This window comes from Curtobacterium sp. YR515, assembly GCF_900113095.1.
GTDB lineage: Bacteria > Actinomycetota > Actinomycetes > Actinomycetales > Microbacteriaceae > Curtobacterium.
Map to the genome: position 1 here is coordinate 212823 of NZ_FOOD01000002.1, position 16002 is coordinate 228824.

Here is a 16002-nt window from a genome sequence, read left to right on the forward strand (position 1 = left end):
CCCCACGTCCCACGGTCATCCTTCCTCGGCCACCGGCGTTCTTCACCCGTGCCGAGCTCCTCGTGCGCGTGGCGGTCCTCGGGGGTGGTGCGCTCATCCCGCTCTCCGTCGCCTCCGCCCTCGTCGTGGCAGCGACGGCGCATCGCCTGCTCTGGGAGTTGTGGAGCCTCCCACAGATCGCGGCATCGATCGCTGTCGTCGTCGCTGCCTTCTCGGTGATCATCGGCAGGCGACGGATCACGAGGGAACCGACTGACGCGGTCCGACCACACGGACCAGCTTGGTTCACGAGTACGGCATCGCTGTCGGTCAACGGTGGTCAGCAGCTGGAGCTCACGGACGGCCAGGGCATGTGGCGCCGTCTGGAGACTCCCGGTTCGACGCTGTCCCCGATGGCGGTCAGCCGTGTGGTGTTCACCGACCACGCTCGTCGCACTGCTCTGCTGGTCGACGGCACCGGTACCGTTCGCGCAGAACTGGATGCAGCGACCTGGTACCCGGACGGACCCGACCAGCTGACGGCGCTCTTCAACGCATCCGGCATCCTGACGGCGCATCAACCGGACGTGCGGTCTTCTCCGGCGCAGCGCCTCGACACCCGATCCAGCCTGGACATCGCGAAGGGATCACTGTCGTCCTGCAACGAGCTCGGGGTCGCACGGGTGACGCCGGTCCTCGTCGCAACCATGTTGCCGGTCCTGGGTTCTGCGACGTCGTTCGCCGCGGGACTGCCCTGGGCCGGTGCACTGTGCCTCGCGCTCGCTGCGACGAACGTCGGCCTCACCTGCTGGCTGGGCTGGACGGAGACGTCTGTGCGCGTCGGCGACCCGACGAGAGTCGCGGTCGACAAGCCCAACCGGATGAGCGGACGGTCCGCAGCGCTGACGATCGTCGTGCTGGCTTCGCTGCTGACCCTGCTCTGGACCGTTCCGGCCCAGCGCTGGGACCTCGTCGTCGCAGCCGTCTTGCTCGCGATGGCCCTCCCCGGTCTCGCTTGGGTGGCGTACCGGCGTCGAGCACTGATCAACGGGAGCGGCCCACTGGCGCTCCACCGGTGGTGGCTCAGCGGCGCATCACGAGGAGAGGAATCATGAAGAACCTGCACTTCCGGCCGATCGACGCCTGGACGTTCATCGAGCCCGGGGCGCCGGATGAAGTCGGGACGGCCGCTGCCACTCGCGCGGTGAGCTTCGCGGAGACGGCCGTGTCGTCGAGGGACCGTGCCCGCCTCGTGCGCGAGTTCAGCGACCTTGCTCGGTACCGCGACACGTTCGAGGCGCCGGACTTCGCCGTCCTCACCACGAACAGACCGTCAGTGCACGTCATCGCGCACACCGCGGTGCACTACCTCGTCGGAGACGGAGCGGCCGACTTCGTGATCGACGACTCCTGGGCGGAGCGCCGCGATGGATCGCTCACTGCTGACCCCGAGATCACGACGACACGCACCGCGCTGGGCACCGCCACACGGATCCTGCTCAGACACACTTCGGAACCGAGCAGGTTCCTCCGGAGACGATCCGTCAAGACCTCGGTCCGATGGGTGCAGCCGTTCTCCGACGAATCGCTCTCCCGCACGGCCGTGCTCACATCGGTGATCGCGCACGAGAGCAACGTCGATCTCGCGCTGCCGCACGTGGACCGGCTCGCGCTCAGCCTCGAACTCCGGGAGACGTCATGAGCGGCGCCGCGGACCCGACGCCCGTCGGCCTCCCCGACCTCGAGGGCCTCGCCGGCGCGGACTGGTTGGTCGTCCCGCTGCCGGAGGACGTCCGGGGCAAGCCGAAGCGCTGGGCGAACTCGACCACCTACGGACTCTTCCCCTGGTACGTGCGACCGTTCAAGACCGTGGAGGTCATCTTGACCGCTGGGTCGCTCGAGCAGCACTGCAGGATGAGCGCGCCCGACCTCCGGTTCGCGTTCTTCCGCCCGCAAATCACATCCCCGACGGACACGACGACCGTCTCCGTCACCGCGACCGGGGACAGACTGGGCGGTACCGGCATCCCACCCTTCGAGGGCCTCCGCGCCGGCGCCCAAACGGTGTGGGAGCAGACCGCGGAGACGTGGCCGTTCGTCGATGCGACGGGAGCCGTGGTCGCGCGCTGCTGGCGTTTCCGATCCGGCACCCTGACCATCACGGTCACCGGTCTCGGCGATCATGCTGCGGCCTTCACTGCCGCTGAGACGTCCCTGGAGGCGTTCGTCCGACGCATCCACAACGCGAGGTGAGCGCTGGGGCTGGACGCGTCGCAGGTGAGCCGACCCGTTCCCCCGCACCGCGCCTCCAGTCCGACCGCCCATCCACAAGCCGGACGCAACCCGGCCTGCACGTCGCAGGAACCTGCGAGAATCGACCCATGAGCGGCAGCACGACGCTGCGGGGGGCCTCGACGGGGTGCTCCGCGACGACCAGGACCCACGACGTGGCAGGTGCCGCGTGCGCCTGACGTTCACCGCGACCCACCTGCCGACCGACGCCACCGCGGACTTCGTGGTCGAGTGCGACGAGGACACCGTCCTCGGCGAGGTCGTCGAGATCGTCGCCCGTCGCTTCGGCCTGAGCGCCGAGTCCATCGTCGAGGTCGCGGTCGACGCCGTCCCGACGACCCCGCACGCCCGGCTCGGTGACGGTGTCCTGCTCGAGGGGTCCCGCCTGACCTTCGGCGCCCCCGCGCCGGTCCTCCCGCTGCCGGCCGACCTGCCGAGCGTCCGCATCGTGGGCGGGCCCGGAGCCGGCACGGTCGTGGTGCTGGACGCGGGCATCGCACACGTCGGTTCCGCTCCGGACGCCACGGTGCACCTGCCGGACCGCACCGCCCCGGAGTACGCGGCGATCCTGCGCCTCGACCTCAACCGGCGGTTCTCGATCATCCCGACGCGCGGCTCGCGCGTCCTCCTCGACGGCACGGAGCTCGACGAGGAGACGCCCGTCGAGCCCGGCAGCGTCGTCACGATCGGCGACACGCTGCTGTCGGTCGCGGTCCCGGACGCCGACCGGGCGGCGATCACGCTGACGGCAGGTGGCGGGACGCTCGACTACACCCGGCCGCCGCGCCTGCTGCCGGAGGAGACGCCGACGGTCTTCAAGCTGCCGGCGGCGCCGGGGCAGCAGTCGCGCCGCTCCATCCCGATCATCGCGGCGCTCGCGCCGCTCGGCATGGCGGCCGTGATGATCTCGATCTTCCACAACGTCGCGTACCTGGCATTCGGCCTCATGTCGCCGATCATCATGTTCGGCAACGCCTGGTGGGACCGCCGCAACGGCAAGAAGACGCACCGGCAGCGGGTGGCCGAGTACGAGGAGACGAAGAAGGCGGTCGAGTCGGACGCCCTGGAGGCAGTGGTCCGGTACCAGCGCGAGTCACGCACCAGCGCGCCCGATCCGGCGACGGTGCTCGACATCGCCCTACGCCGTCGCGCCCGGCTGTGGGAGCGTCGGCGGACCGACCCCGACTACCTCACGCTGCGCGTCGGCACGGCGGACGTGCCGTCGGGCGTCGTGCTCGAGGACCCGGCAGCGCTGGAGCACCGGCGGGCGGTCGACAAGCTGGCCGAGGACGTGCCGGTCGTGGTCGACCTCGGCGAGCACGGCGTGGTCGGTGTCGCCGGGCGCGACGAGCACACTCGGCACCTCACGTCGTGGCTCGTGGCGCAGCTCGCGGTGCTGCAGAGCCCGCGGGACACCCAGTTCGTGGTGCTCACCGACGCGCAGTCCGCCGACGAGTGGGCGTGGCTGCGATGGGTGCCGCAGGCGCGACCGGGCTTCGGGCAGGACGCCGTCATCGCGATCGGCAACGACGCCGAGACGCTGGGCGCGCGGGTCGCCGAGATCGGGCAGCTCATCGACGCACGGCAGCGGGCGATGCGCGAGTCGAACGTGCGGGGGATCCCCGGTCCCGACGTGGTCGTGGTGCTCGACGGCGCTCGACGGCTGCGCGCACTGCCGGGCCTGATCCGCATCCTCAAGGAGGGCCCCGCGGTCGGCGTCCGGGCGATCTGCATCGAGGAAGAGGCACGCCTGCTGCCCGAGGAGTGCTCGGTCGTCGTCACGGTGGGTCCGGAGCGCATCCGTGTCGCCGCCCAGCGTCAGGCGACGGTCACCGACGTCCGACCGGACCGCATCCCGGACGGCTGGTTCGAGACCGTCGCCCGGGCGGTGGCGCCGATGGTCGACGCCGACGACGAGAGCGATGCCGGTGGGCTGCCGTCGTCGTCGCGACTGCTCGACGTGATGCTGCTGGAACCGCCGACGGCGCGGGCGATCACGGGCAAGTGGAACGTGCGTGCGCGCACCACCGAGGTGGTCGTCGGCGAGAGCCTCGACGGCCCGTTCGCGTTCGACCTCCGCAAGGACGGCCCGCACGGCCTGGTCGCCGGCACGACCGGGTCGGGGAAGTCCGAGCTCCTGCAGACGATCGTCGCGTCCCTGGCGGCGACGAACACCCCGGAGGGCATGAACTTCGTCCTCATCGACTACAAGGGCGGTGCGGCGTTCCGCGACTTCGCGCCGCTGCCGCACACGGTCGGCATGGTGACGGACCTCGACACGCACCTGGTGGAACGCGCCCTCGAGTCGCTCGGCGCCGAGCTCCGTCGCCGCGAGCACCTGCTGGCCGACGCCGCCGCGAAGGACATCGAGGACTACGTCGACCGCCTCGTCCGCGGTGAGCCGCTGCCGCCGATGCCGCGTCTGCTCATCGTCATCGACGAGTTCGCGAGTCTCGTGCGCGAACTCCCGGACTTCGTCACGGGCCTGGTCAACATCGCACAGCGGGGACGGTCGCTCGGCATCCACCTCATCCTCGCCACGCAGCGTCCGACGGGTGTCGTGTCGAACGACATCCGCGCCAACACGAACCTCCGGATCGCGCTCCGCGTCACGGACTCGAGCGAGAGCACCGACGTCATCGACGCCGGTGACGCGGCGCAGATCCAGAAGAGCACGCCCGGCCGCGGGTACATCCGGCTCGGGGCCGGCGCGCTGCTGCCGTTCCAGGCCGGTCGGGTGGGCGGCCGGCGTCCGGGGCTGTCGACCGGACGCAAGCAGGTCTGGGCCGGAGCCGTCTCGTGGTCGTCGCTCGGCACCACGCCACCGGCACCACCGAAGTCGAAGGAGCTACAGGCAGAGGAACGCACCGACCTGCAGGAGCTGGTCGGCGCGGTGGCCGAGGCGGCGACCGAGCTCGGTGGACCGGCTCCCTACCGTCCGTGGCTCGACGCCCTGCCGGAGACGCTGCTCTTCACCGACCTGAACGACCGGGCGTGGGAGCTCGACGACAGCAGCACGACCGATGCCCGGGTCGGCCCGCTGCCCTTCGCGCTGCAGGACTTCCCGGCCGAGCAGGCGCAGCGGGTCCGGAGCCTCGACCTCGACTCGGACGGGCACCTCTACGTGGTGGGTGCTCCACGGAGCGGTCGGTCGCAGGTGCTCCGCACGATCGCCGCCGCGGTCGCCCGGAACACCTCGGCAGCCGATGTCCACGTGTACGCGCTCGACTGCGGCAACGGTGCGCTGCTGCCGATCCAGGCCCTCCCGCACGCCGGCGCCGTCGTGCAGCGCGTGCAGACCGAACGCGCGCAGCGTCTCCTCACGAAGCTCACCCAGGAGCTCGCCCGCCGGCAGCAGGTCCTCGCCGACGGCGGGTTCGCGAGCATCGTCGAGCAGCGCGCGGCGGCGGTCGTGCCCGCCGACCGGCTCCCCCACATCGTGTTCATGCTCGACCGGTGGGAGGGCTTCGTGGGCTCGCTCGGCGAACTCGACCACGGTGCACCGACCGACCAGGTGATGACCCTCCTGCGCGAAGGGGCGAGCGTCGGCATCCACCTGGTGGTCACCGGGGACCGTCAGCTCCTGTCGAGCCGGATGGCGACGCTGGTCGAGGACAAGCTCGTCCTCCGGCTCTCCGACCGCGGCGACTACGGCCTCGCGTCGCTCAACCCCCGCAAGTTGCCCGAGCAGGTCCCGGACGGACGGGCGTTCGCGTCGGAGTCCGCCACCGAGACGCAGATCGCCCTGCTCGCCGCCGCCGGCACCGGCCAGTCGCAGGCCGCGGCGATCACCGCCCTCGCGACCTTCGCGACCGAGCGCGACCGCGCGGTCGAGCGTGCCCGTCGGCCGTTCCGCGTCGACCAGCTGTCCGGGCCGGTGCCGTTCGACCGGGCGTGGGAGATGCGCGACGACGACGCCGCCCTGTTCGGCCTCGTCGGCATCGGCGGGGACGACCTCACCGCCATCGGACCGGACCTCGCGGCCGCGGGTTCGTTCGTCGTGGGCGGTCCCGCGAAGTCCGGTCGGAGCTCCGTCCTGCTGTCGATCGCACGGTCGGTGCTGCGCGAGGGGGGCGAGATCGTGCTCGTCACCCCGCGGCAGTCGCCCCTGCGCGCCCTCGCGTCCGAACCCGGCGTCCTCGGCGCGCACGAGGGCGTCGACGTCACCGAGGCCGACCTCGCGCCGCTGTTCGACGGGCAACCCGGCCGCCGGGTCCTCGTCATCGACGATGCCGAGCTCGTCAAGGACGCACCCGCGAAGAGCTGGCTGCAGGGCTTCGTGAAGAGCGCGGCGGACAACGGGCAGGCCATCGTCGCGGCAGGGTTGACGGCCGAGTTCGGCGTCGGGTTCACGGGCTGGCAGGTGGACATGAAGCGACGTCGGTCGGGGGCGCTCCTCAGCCCGCAGGCGATCACCGAGGGCGACCTGCTCGGCATGCGCCTGCCGCGCAGCAGCATCGTCGAACGGGTGCAGGTCGGCTCCGCGCTGGTGCACCTCGGCGACGGCGAACTGGTGTCGGTGCAGGTTCCGGTCCCCTGATCACACCCCGGTTCTTGTCACACTGACAAATACCGTGGTACGGTCGGGTCATGGCAGTCGAACTCAGCACCCGGACCACCCGGGGCACCCAGGCGACACCGACGTTCTCCACCATGCGGTTCCCCGCCGGTGAAGCACACGTCAAGGTCGCACACGACGCCGACGCGGGGGACCTCATCGAGATCGCGACCCTGCGCGGCACGAACGGCGACGACCTCCTCATGCTCGGCATGTGGGCGGACGCCGTCCGGCAGCGCGGATCCCGGTCCGTCGCCCTCGTCCCGTACCTGCCCGGCGCCCGGCAGGACCGCGGCCTCCCCTTCGGCGCGAAGGTCTACGCGGACGTCATCAACGGCTTCGGGATCGACCAGGTCATCGCGTTCGACCCGCACTCGCCGGTGATCGTCGACCTGGTGGAGCGCCTGACCGTGGTCACGAGCGAGACCGTCGTCCGCGACCAGGTCGTCGCCGGCTCGGACTACAGCGGGATCATCGCCCCCGACAAGGGCGCGGTCGCGCGGGCCTCCGCGGTCGCCGACGCCTGTGGGTTGCCGGTGTTCCGCGCCGAGAAGCACCGCAACCCGGACACCGGCAAGCTCGACGGCTTCACGTGCGAGCCGCTGCCGGACACCGGTCGCCTGCTCGTCGTCGACGACATCTGCGACGGGGGCGGCACGTTCATGGGCCTCGCGACCGCGACGGGTCTGACGAAGGACCGCCTCGGCCTCTGGGTCTCGCACGGCGTCTTCTCCGGCCGGGCCCCGCAGCTCGCCGAGCACTTCGGGGAGATCGTCACGACGGACTCCTACCCCGCGCAGAACGCCATCGAGGGCCTGCGCACGATCGAACTCACCCCTTACCTGACGGAGCAGATCCGATGACGCAGACCGACACCACCACGACCGGCACCGACGGCACCACCGGCATCGCGCCCCGCCTCACCGGCCCGAGCCCGATCGCCCCGCTCCTCGCCGTCGACGGCTACAAGCACTCGCACCGGCAGGTCTACCCGGCCGGCACCACCCGGATCCTCATCAACTGGACGAACCGTTCGAACGCGCACATGCCCGAGTCGACGCACGCCGTGGTGTTCGGCCTGCAGGCGTTCATCCAGCGCTCCCTCGTCGAGGCGTGGGCGCCGTTCTTCGCCGCGGACGAGGACGAGGTCGCCGGCCTGTTCGAGCAGGCACTGCAGGGGTACTTCGGCCCGAACCACATCGGCACCGACCACGTCCGGGCACTCCACCGCGTCGGGTACCTCCCGCTCGAGATCCGCGCGCTCCCCGAGGGCACCCTCGCCCCGATCGGCGTCGCGACCCTCACCGTCGAGAACACCGTCGACGAGTTCTTCTGGCTGCCGAACTACATCGAGACGGCACTGTCGGCCTCGATCTGGCACCCGTCGACCGTCGCAACGAAGGCGCTCGAGTACCGCGACCTCATGGAGGACTGGGCCGCCCGCACCGGCGCCGACCCGGCCAGCATCGACTTCGCCGCGCACGACTTCTCCTTCCGAGGGCAGTCGAGCATCGAGTCGGCCGCGGCCGGTGGCGCCGGGCACCTCCTCTCGTTCCTCGGCACCGACTCGATGCCGTCGCTCGACTTCATCGACCGCTACTACCCGGGTGACAACGGCTGGGTGGCCGCGAGCGTCCCGGCCACCGAGCACAGCGTGATGTGCGTGCGCGGCGCCGAGGGCGAGCTGGCGACCTTCGAGCAGATCCTCGACGTGTACCCGACGGGCATCGTGTCGGCCGTGAGCGACGGGTTCGACCTCTTCAAGGTGATCACCGAGACGCTCCCGCAGCTCAAGGACCGCATCACGGGTCGCGACGGCAAGCTCGTCATCCGCCCGGACTCGGGCGACCCGGTGGACATCGTCACCGGCACCGTGCACGGGGTCGATGCCGCGGCACTGACCGACCCGGCCCGCAGCCACGAGGAGAAGGGCGTCGTCGAACTCCTCGACGAGATCTTCGGGCACACCGTGAACGACCAGGGCTTCAAGGTCCTCGACCAGCACATCGGCGTGATCTACGGCGACAGCATCACCCTCGACCGTGCCCGCCGCATCTACGAGCGACTCGCCGCCAAGGGCTACGCGAGTGACAACATCGTGCTCGGCATCGGCTCGTACACGTACCAGTACATGACCCGCGACAACCTCGGCAGCGCGGTCAAGGCCACCTGGGCGCTGGTGGACGGCGAGCCCGTCGACATCCAGAAGGACCCGAAGACGGGCAGCGGCAAGAAGAGCGCGAAGGGACGGATCGCCCTGCACCGCGACGAAACCGGCGAGATACGCCAGACCGACCAGGCCACCGCAGAGGACGAGGCGACGAGCCTGCTCCAGCCCGTGTGGGTCGACGGCCGGTTCCGGGTCCTGCAGTCGTTCGCGGACGTGCGGGAGACCCTCCGCCGCGAACGCACCGAGCGCGCCGACCGCGCGGCCCGTCGGGCGACGGCGTGACCGACGCCACCTCGGCGGCCCGCGACCAGCCGCTCATCGCGATCGACGTCGTCCCGATGTCGTTCACGACGAGCGACGGGTTGCGGGTCGCCACCGCGCGTCGGCAGTACGCGCCGTACGCGGGCCAGGAGGCGCTCCCCGGCGTGCTCCTGGAGGGTGCGGAACTCCTCGCCGACGGTGCACGACGCGCACTGCGCACCAAGACCGGGATCGACGCGGCGGCGGTCCGGCACCTCGCGCAGGTCGGCGCGTTCGACGGACCCGACCGCGACCCGCGGAGCGCCGCGATCAGCGTCGCCTTCCTGGCCGTGGTGGCACCGGCGGTGACGACCCCGACGCCGGCCGCGGCGGCCGCTGTGGTGGCCCCGCCCTCGGCCGCGGGACCCGCGGTCTGGCGCGTGCCCGGGGGAGACGACCCGCGCCTCCCGTTCGACCACGACGCGATCATCCGAGCCGCCCTCGACCACGTCCGCACCCGGATCTGGCGCGACCTGCCGCTCACGCGCGCGTTGCTCGGCGAGGTGTTCACCACCTCCGACGCCTCCGCGCTGCAGACCGCACTGACGGGCGTGCAGCCGGATCCCGGCAACACGAACCGGGCGCTGCGGACGAACCCGGCGCTCGTCCGGGCCGACGCGTCGGCCACGGCCGCGGTCCGTGGCGGCCGTCCCCCGGCAACCTGGACGTGGGCGGGCTGATCGCGGTTGGGTGGGGGCATGCCCTCCGCTCCGCTGTCCGGTGACACCTCGTTCGCGTTCCCGGAGTACACCGACCCGCCAGCATCACCGTTCGACGTCGCCCGCACCTGGATCGACGAGGCGCGGGACGGCGACGTGTCCGAGCCGATGTCGATGACGCTCGCCACCGCGGGGTCCGACGGCCGGGTCTCGGCGCGGACCGTGGACGTGAAGCGGCTCGACGACCGGGGGCTCGTGTTCGGGACCTCGACGCTCAGCCCGACGGGCCGGCAGCTCGACGACAACCCGTTCGCCGCGCTCCAGGTGTACTGGCGGGAGACCATGCAGCAGCTGCGGTTCGAGGGCCGGGCCGTGCAGCTCTCCGACGCCGAGTCCGACGCGCTGTTCGCCGACCGGTCGCCGAAGTCCCGCGCCGCCACCGCGATCGCCGACCAGTCCTCGGTGCTCGAGCCCCGGACGTTGCAGGACCTCATCGACGACGCGAACGCGCTGCTCGACGAGTCCGAGGACGACGTGCCCCGCCCGGAGGGCTGGGTGGCGTGGCGACTCGAGCCGGACCGCGTCGAGTTCTGGCACGGCAGCCGCGACCGGATGCACCGGCGGTTGCAGTACGTGCTCGCCGACGGCGCGTGGTCGGCGGCGCGGCTGCAGCCGTAGCGCGGCGCGGGCGGCGGGCTCCGCCCGACGTCGAACCACGGAACCGACATCGAACCAGCCGCGCGCGCTGGTTCGATGTCGGATTCCTGGTTCGTCACACCGCGCCGCCGCCGCGGCCGCGCGCGCCGCGCGCGCTACCGCGCGATCGGGTTCGGCATCGCCCCCGCCCGGATGAGCGACGACGACTGGTCCGCCAGGTCCACCATCGACAGCGTGTTCCGCAGCTGCAGCCGGTTGAGGCACGAGTGCTCGAACGCCGGCACCCGCAGGTCCAGCGGCCGCCGGCGCTCCGGGTGGGCCGCGGCGTGCGCGTCGACGCACTCCCCCACCACCTGCCAGAACCGCGACTCCGGCAGGACCCCGTCGTCGTCGAGGATCGCCGCGACGAAGCGCAGCACCCCGTCGAACACGTCGGTGAACACGGCGAGCGCCGCTTCGTCGTCGTCCACCGGGTGCACGATGCGCTCGATGTCGGCGGGCACCGGGCGGTCGGCGTGCCGCCCGAGCACCGCGACCTCTTCGCCGATGTCCTTCATCACCGCGCGCACCACGACCCCGTCACGGACGACGAGCACGAGGTTCTCGCCGTGCGGCATGAACACGAGGTCGTGCACGGTCAGGCAGTGCACCACGGGCAGCAGGTACGCGTCGAGCCAGCGCCGCACCCACTCGTCGGCCGGCAGCCCCGATGCCTCGATCAGCGCCGACACGACGGCGTCACCCGAGGCGTCCCGGTGCAGCAAGGCGGCCATCGTCAGCAGCCGCTCGCCGTCCGTCACCCGCGGCAGCGGGCTCTCCCGCCACAGCGCCGCGAGCATCTTCCGCTGCGGTGAGGACACGTCGACCCGGTGGTAGGCGTCCCCGGTGTACCCGATCGCCGCGTGCTCCCGGAGCACCGAGAACCCGGCGCCGGCCAGCGTCTCGTCCGCGGACACGAGCGCCGCGACCCAGTCGTTCACGGCCGGGGTGTTCCGCATGTACGCGGGCGACATCCCCCGCAGGAACCCCATGTTCTGCACGGCGAGCGCTGTCTTGACGTAGGAGCGCTCCGGGTGGGAGCGGTCGAACGCCGTCCGGATCGACTGCTGCGGCTGGTACTCGTCCGGCCCCTCGCCGAGGTCGACCAGGTCCTGCCGCCCGAGGTCCGGCGCGAACGTGACGGCGATCCGGTGCTGCCACTGCCACGGGTGCACGGGGATCCAGACGTAGTCGTCGGGGTCGAGTCCCCGGGACACGAGCACGGCCCGGAACCCGGCGGTGGTCTCCGGGTCGAGCTCGGCCGCCCAGTGGTCGCGCTCGGTGCGGTCCGCGGCGAGCGCGAGGTGCGTGCAGGCCCGGCGTGCGGCGAGCCAGCGGTAGCGGAACCGACCGCCGGCCTCGGGAGCGTAGGCGCGGTACTCGTCGAGCCCGAACCCGATCCGCCCGTTCGCCGCCACGAACGCCGGGTGCCCCTCGGTCATCGCCGACTCGACGTCCTGGAACGATGCGACGACGCGGTCGGACCCCTCCGTGCGCCCCCGTGCGAGCTGCGCTGCTGACGGCCCACCGCGACGGTGCTTCGCGGCGGCGCTGGCGAGGGTGGAGGCGATCTCCTCGAGGTACGTGCCGAGCAGCGCGTCGGGGATCCCGAGCACGTCGCGCAGCTCGAGGACGAGGTCCTGCGCGCTGAGCGGGGCCGCCGCACCGGCGCGGGTGCGGGTCAGCGACGCCTCGTCGATCGACCAGTGCTCGAGCACGTGCCGGCGCGCTCGGAACCGGTAGGTCGACTCCCCCGCGTCGAGCCGCCAGCCGCCGCCGTCCGGCTGCGGTTCCACGAGGCGCTCGTGCGTGAACTCGGCGATCGCCTTCGCCACGAGGTGCCGCTGGGCCGGTTCGAGGTGCTCCGGCCGGAGGTGTGCCGCGGGCCCGTCGCCCTCGGGCAGCCCGATCCGGTCGGTGTCGAGCACGGACAACAGGGCGCGCTTGCCGTCGACGTCGACCTCGCGCAGCACGCGGAACCCGACCTCGGCGTTCTTCGCGTGCACGGCGGTGTTCCGGACGTCGGGCTCGACGACGACGCGGCGTGCTCCGAGGACGTCGCGGCAGTGCTCGACGACGGTGCGCATGACGGCGCTCGTCAGTCCGTGCACCCGTCCGTCGGCGGGCGGCGGCGCGACGAGCAGGTGCATGCCGACGTCGCCGGGTTCGGCGGCGAACACGTCGGTGAGCAGGACCCGGCCCGGGTCGTACGTCTCCGCGAGGAACACCGGAACGCCGTCACGACGGCCGAGCCACGCGGCCTGCGCGGGATCCGCCTGCACGTCCGCGAGGTACGTCCGCACCGCGTCGACGTCGAGGTGTCCCATGCCCCACCACGACGACGCGGGGTGCGCGAGCCACGACTGCACGAGGGCGGCGTCACGATCCGGGTCCACGGGTTCGACGGCCAGGAGGCGCGGCTCGGCCCCGCCGACCTGGGTCACGTCCGGCAGGGTGGTCGCGTCGACGGTCATGCGGAGACCTCCGCGCGCTCGGTTGCGTGCCGGGGCGGCGCGCCGTCCGCGGTGCTGCCACGTGCCGTGGAGCGGGCCGAGGCGGGCAGGCCGAACTCCTGGAAGGCGATCCGCGCCTCCAGGCCGTAGACGGGCCGACCCGTGACGGAGCGGATGATCGACGCGTTCCGCCACGCCCCCATGCCGAGGTCGGGTGCGGTGAGGCCGTGCGTGTGCTCCTCGGCGTTCTGCACCCAGATGCGGCCGCCGAGTCGGTCGACGTGGTGGTCCCGTGCGACCGCCAGGCGCCCCTGGGAGTCGCGGGCGACGAGGTGCTCGACCGGTGCGAGGAACGCCGCGGACCGCGGTCGGTACCCGGTCGCCAGGACCAGCCGCTCGACGTCGTGCTCGTACGTCTCGCCGAGCTGCTCGTGCCGGAGCGTCAGCCGGTACGTCCCCCGGTCCGCCAGCCAGACGGCGTCGACCACGCTGGTCTCGGTGCGGAGCGTCGTCGGGACCGGTCCCGGCGCGCTGAGCCGGTACAGCTGGTCGTAGAGCGCGTCGACGAGGTCCGCGCTGATGCCCTTGTACAGCCCGCGCTGCTCGCGACCGAGGTGGTCGCGGACGTCCTCGGGCAGGGCGTGGAAGTGGTCCGTGTACTCCGGGCTCGTCATCTCGAGCGTGAGCTTGGTGTCCTCCATCGGGAAGAACCGCGGCGAGCGGGTGATCCAGTCGAGGCGGTAGCCGTCCCGCCGGACGTCCTCGAGCAGCTCGCGGTAGACCTCGGCGGCGGACTGCCCGCTGCCGATCACCGCGATCGACCCGGCACGGCGCAGGGCGTCACGGTTCGGCAGGAACTCGGCGGAGTGGATCGCCGGCCCGTCGATGCCCCGCAGGGGTGCGGGGACGGACGGCTCCGTGCCGATGCCGACGACGACGTGGCGTGCGCGGTACGTCTCGGGACCCTGATCGGTCTCGGCGTGCACCGTGAACACGTCGGTCGTCACGTCGTGCTCGACGGCCGTGACCCGGCGACCCCAGCGGAGGGTGTCGAGCCGGTCGGCGGCCCACCGGCAGTACGCGTCGTACTCGCTGCGGAGGGGGTGGAAGTCCTCGCGGATGTAGAACGGGTAGAGCCGACCGGTCTCCTTGAGCCACGCCAGGAACGAGAACGGCGAGGTCGGGTCCGCCATCGTCACGAGGTCCGCCATGAACGGCACCTGGATCGTGGCGTCGTCGAGCATCATGCCGTGGTGCCAGGCGAAGCCGTCGGCGGCGTCGAGGAACACCGCGTCGAGGTCGTCGAGCGGGTCGGTGAGGCAGGCGAGGCCGAGGTTGAACGGCCCGATGCCGATGCCGATCAGGTCGTGGACGGGACGGTCGGCGGTCTGGTCGGCGGTCCGGAGGTCGTCGGCGGTGGTCATCGCGTTGCTCCTTCCGGGGCGGAGGTGGTCGCGCGGACGCGCGCTGCCGTCGCGGCGACGTGGTCGAGCGAGGCGCGCATCTGCGCCGGGGTCGTCTCCGGGTTGAGCAGCGTCAGCTTGTTGCAGGGGCGCCCGTCGATCACGGTCTTCGCGATGAGCACCCGCCCCTCGGCGAGGAGGGCCGCCCGGATCGGAGCCACCAGTGCGTCGGCGTCCGCGTCGGTCACGCCGGCGGGCTGCCACCGGAACAGCACGGTGCTGAGCTGCGTCGGCGCGACGAGCACGAGGTCCGGGTGCTCGTCGACGATCGCGTGCGTCGCCGCCGCGAGGTCGATCACCGCGTCGAACGCCCGCCCGACGGCCTCGGCGCCGGACGCTCGGAGGGTCGCCCAGAGCTTCAACGCGTCGAACCGCCTGGTGGTCTGCAGGGACTTGTCGACCTGGTTCGGCTCGGCGGCGTCCTCGGGGTTGAGGTAGTCCGCGTACCAGGCCGTGCGGCGGAGGTCGGCGGGGTCGCGGACGACCAGGGCGCTCGACGACACCGGCTGGAAGAACGACTTGTGCAGGTCGGCGGTCACGCTCCGCGCACGCTCGATCCCGTCGAGCAGGTGCCGACGGGTCGGGGACACGAGCAGGCCGCAGCCGTACGCGGCGTCGACGTGGAGCCAGACGTCCTCGAGGTCGCACACGTCGGCGATCGGCTCGAGCGGGTCGATCACGCCGCGGTCGGTGGTGCCCGCCGTGGCGACGACGGCCATCGGGGTGCGGCCGGCCGTGCGGGCCGCGGCGATCGCCTCGGCGAGGGCCGCGGGACGCATCCGGCCGGCCTGGTCGGTGGGGACGTCGACGACCGCGTCGTCGGGGAGGCCGAGGAGCCGGGCGGACTTGCGGACGCTGAAGTGGGACTCGGCGGTGGCGAAGACGGTGAGCATCGGGGCCGTCGCGGCCGTCGCAGCCGTCGCTGCCTCTCGCGCCAGCAGCAGCGCCTGCAGGTTCGACTGGGACCCGCCCGAGGTGAACACCCCGTCACCGCCCGCGAACCCGATGCGCCCGGCGAGCCACGCCACCACGTGCCGCTCGATGTCGGTCCCGATCCGCGACTGGTCCCAGGTGTCCACCGAGGTGTTCACGGCGGCGAGCACCGACTCCGCCGCGACCGCGGGCAGCGCGACGGGGCAGTTGAGGTGGGCGAGGTACGCCGGGTCGTGGAACCAGACGGCCTCGCGGACGAACAGGTCGTCGAGCTCGGCGAGCGCCCGGTCCGTCCCGAGGGGTTCCGCGTCGAGGTCGACGGCGGCGACACGGGCCCGGAGTTCGTCCGCGGCGGTGTCGGTCGTCGGTCGGTCGACGTCGGAGATGCGGTCCGCGAGCCGGTCGACCGTCGTGGTGACGGTGGTCCGGTAGCGCTCGGCGTTGGCAGAGGTCAACAATTCGATGAGGGCTGTCACGTTAGGTAAGGCTAACCTCACCT

General features: G+C 72.2%; 11 protein-coding genes. 8 read left to right on the forward strand and 3 right to left on the reverse strand.

The window, feature by feature from the left end; translation table 11 throughout:
• Positions 1-125 precede the first annotated feature (125 nt).
• The 8 genes from BM028_RS05755 to BM028_RS05790 all read left to right on the forward strand — a co-directional run bounded on the left by BM028_RS05755 (position 126) and on the right by BM028_RS05790 (position 10636).
• Positions 126-1094 carry a hypothetical protein gene (locus BM028_RS05755; protein WP_139219760.1) on the forward strand — a complete coding sequence of 323 codons (969 nt, stop codon included), beginning with the start codon at positions 126-128 and terminating at the stop codon, positions 1092-1094.
• Positions 1091-1681 (forward strand): hypothetical protein, encoded by a 591-nt coding sequence (locus tag BM028_RS05760; protein ID WP_092385219.1) that lies wholly within the window; start codon positions 1091-1093, stop codon positions 1679-1681. Before BM028_RS05755 ends, BM028_RS05760 begins: the two co-directional genes overlap by 4 nt.
• A complete protein-coding gene (locus tag BM028_RS05765; protein WP_092385221.1) occupies positions 1678-2232 on the forward strand; it encodes a hypothetical protein in 555 nt (184 codons plus the stop codon). Before BM028_RS05760 ends, BM028_RS05765 begins: the two co-directional genes overlap by 4 nt.
• 208 nt (positions 2233-2440) lie before the next feature.
• A complete protein-coding gene (locus BM028_RS05770) occupies positions 2441-6811 on the forward strand; it encodes an FtsK/SpoIIIE domain-containing protein (RefSeq protein WP_092385223.1) in 4371 nt (1456 codons plus the stop codon).
• Between the two features lie 50 nt (positions 6812-6861).
• Positions 6862-7692, forward strand: coding sequence for a phosphoribosyltransferase family protein (locus tag BM028_RS05775; protein ID WP_070417730.1), 831 nt, complete (start codon positions 6862-6864; stop codon positions 7690-7692).
• Entirely contained in the window at positions 7689-9281 is a 1593-nt protein-coding gene (locus BM028_RS05780) for a nicotinate phosphoribosyltransferase (RefSeq protein ID WP_092385225.1), read from the forward strand. The genes BM028_RS05775 and BM028_RS05780 overlap by 4 nt, the downstream gene beginning before the upstream one ends.
• Positions 9278-9979: an NUDIX domain-containing protein gene (locus tag BM028_RS05785; RefSeq protein ID WP_092385227.1), complete on the forward strand. Its 702-nt coding sequence runs from the start codon at positions 9278-9280 to the stop codon at positions 9977-9979. Before BM028_RS05780 ends, BM028_RS05785 begins: the two co-directional genes overlap by 4 nt.
• Positions 9980-9997: 18 nt before the next feature.
• Positions 9998-10636: a pyridoxine/pyridoxamine 5'-phosphate oxidase gene (locus BM028_RS05790; RefSeq protein WP_071294778.1), complete on the forward strand. Its 639-nt coding sequence runs from the start codon at positions 9998-10000 to the stop codon at positions 10634-10636.
• Between the two features lie 134 nt (positions 10637-10770).
• Here the strand turns inward: BM028_RS05790 and BM028_RS05795 are convergent, their stop codons facing one another.
• Genes BM028_RS05795 through BM028_RS05805 form a run of 3 tightly spaced genes read right to left on the reverse strand, consistent with a single transcriptional unit; the run spans position 10771 to position 15961 of the window.
• Positions 10771-13128 carry a GNAT family N-acetyltransferase gene (locus BM028_RS05795; protein WP_092385229.1) on the reverse strand — a complete coding sequence of 786 codons (2358 nt, stop codon included), beginning with the start codon at positions 13126-13128 and terminating at the stop codon, positions 10771-10773.
• Positions 13125-14531, reverse strand: coding sequence for a lysine N(6)-hydroxylase/L-ornithine N(5)-oxygenase family protein (locus BM028_RS05800; RefSeq protein WP_092385231.1), 1407 nt, complete (start codon positions 14529-14531; stop codon positions 13125-13127). The genes BM028_RS05795 and BM028_RS05800 overlap by 4 nt, the downstream gene beginning before the upstream one ends.
• Positions 14528-15961: a pyridoxal phosphate-dependent decarboxylase family protein gene (locus tag BM028_RS05805; protein WP_254789469.1), complete on the reverse strand. Its 1434-nt coding sequence runs from the start codon at positions 15959-15961 to the stop codon at positions 14528-14530. Before BM028_RS05805 ends, BM028_RS05800 begins: the two co-directional genes overlap by 4 nt.
• Positions 15962-16002: the final 41 nt, after the last annotated feature.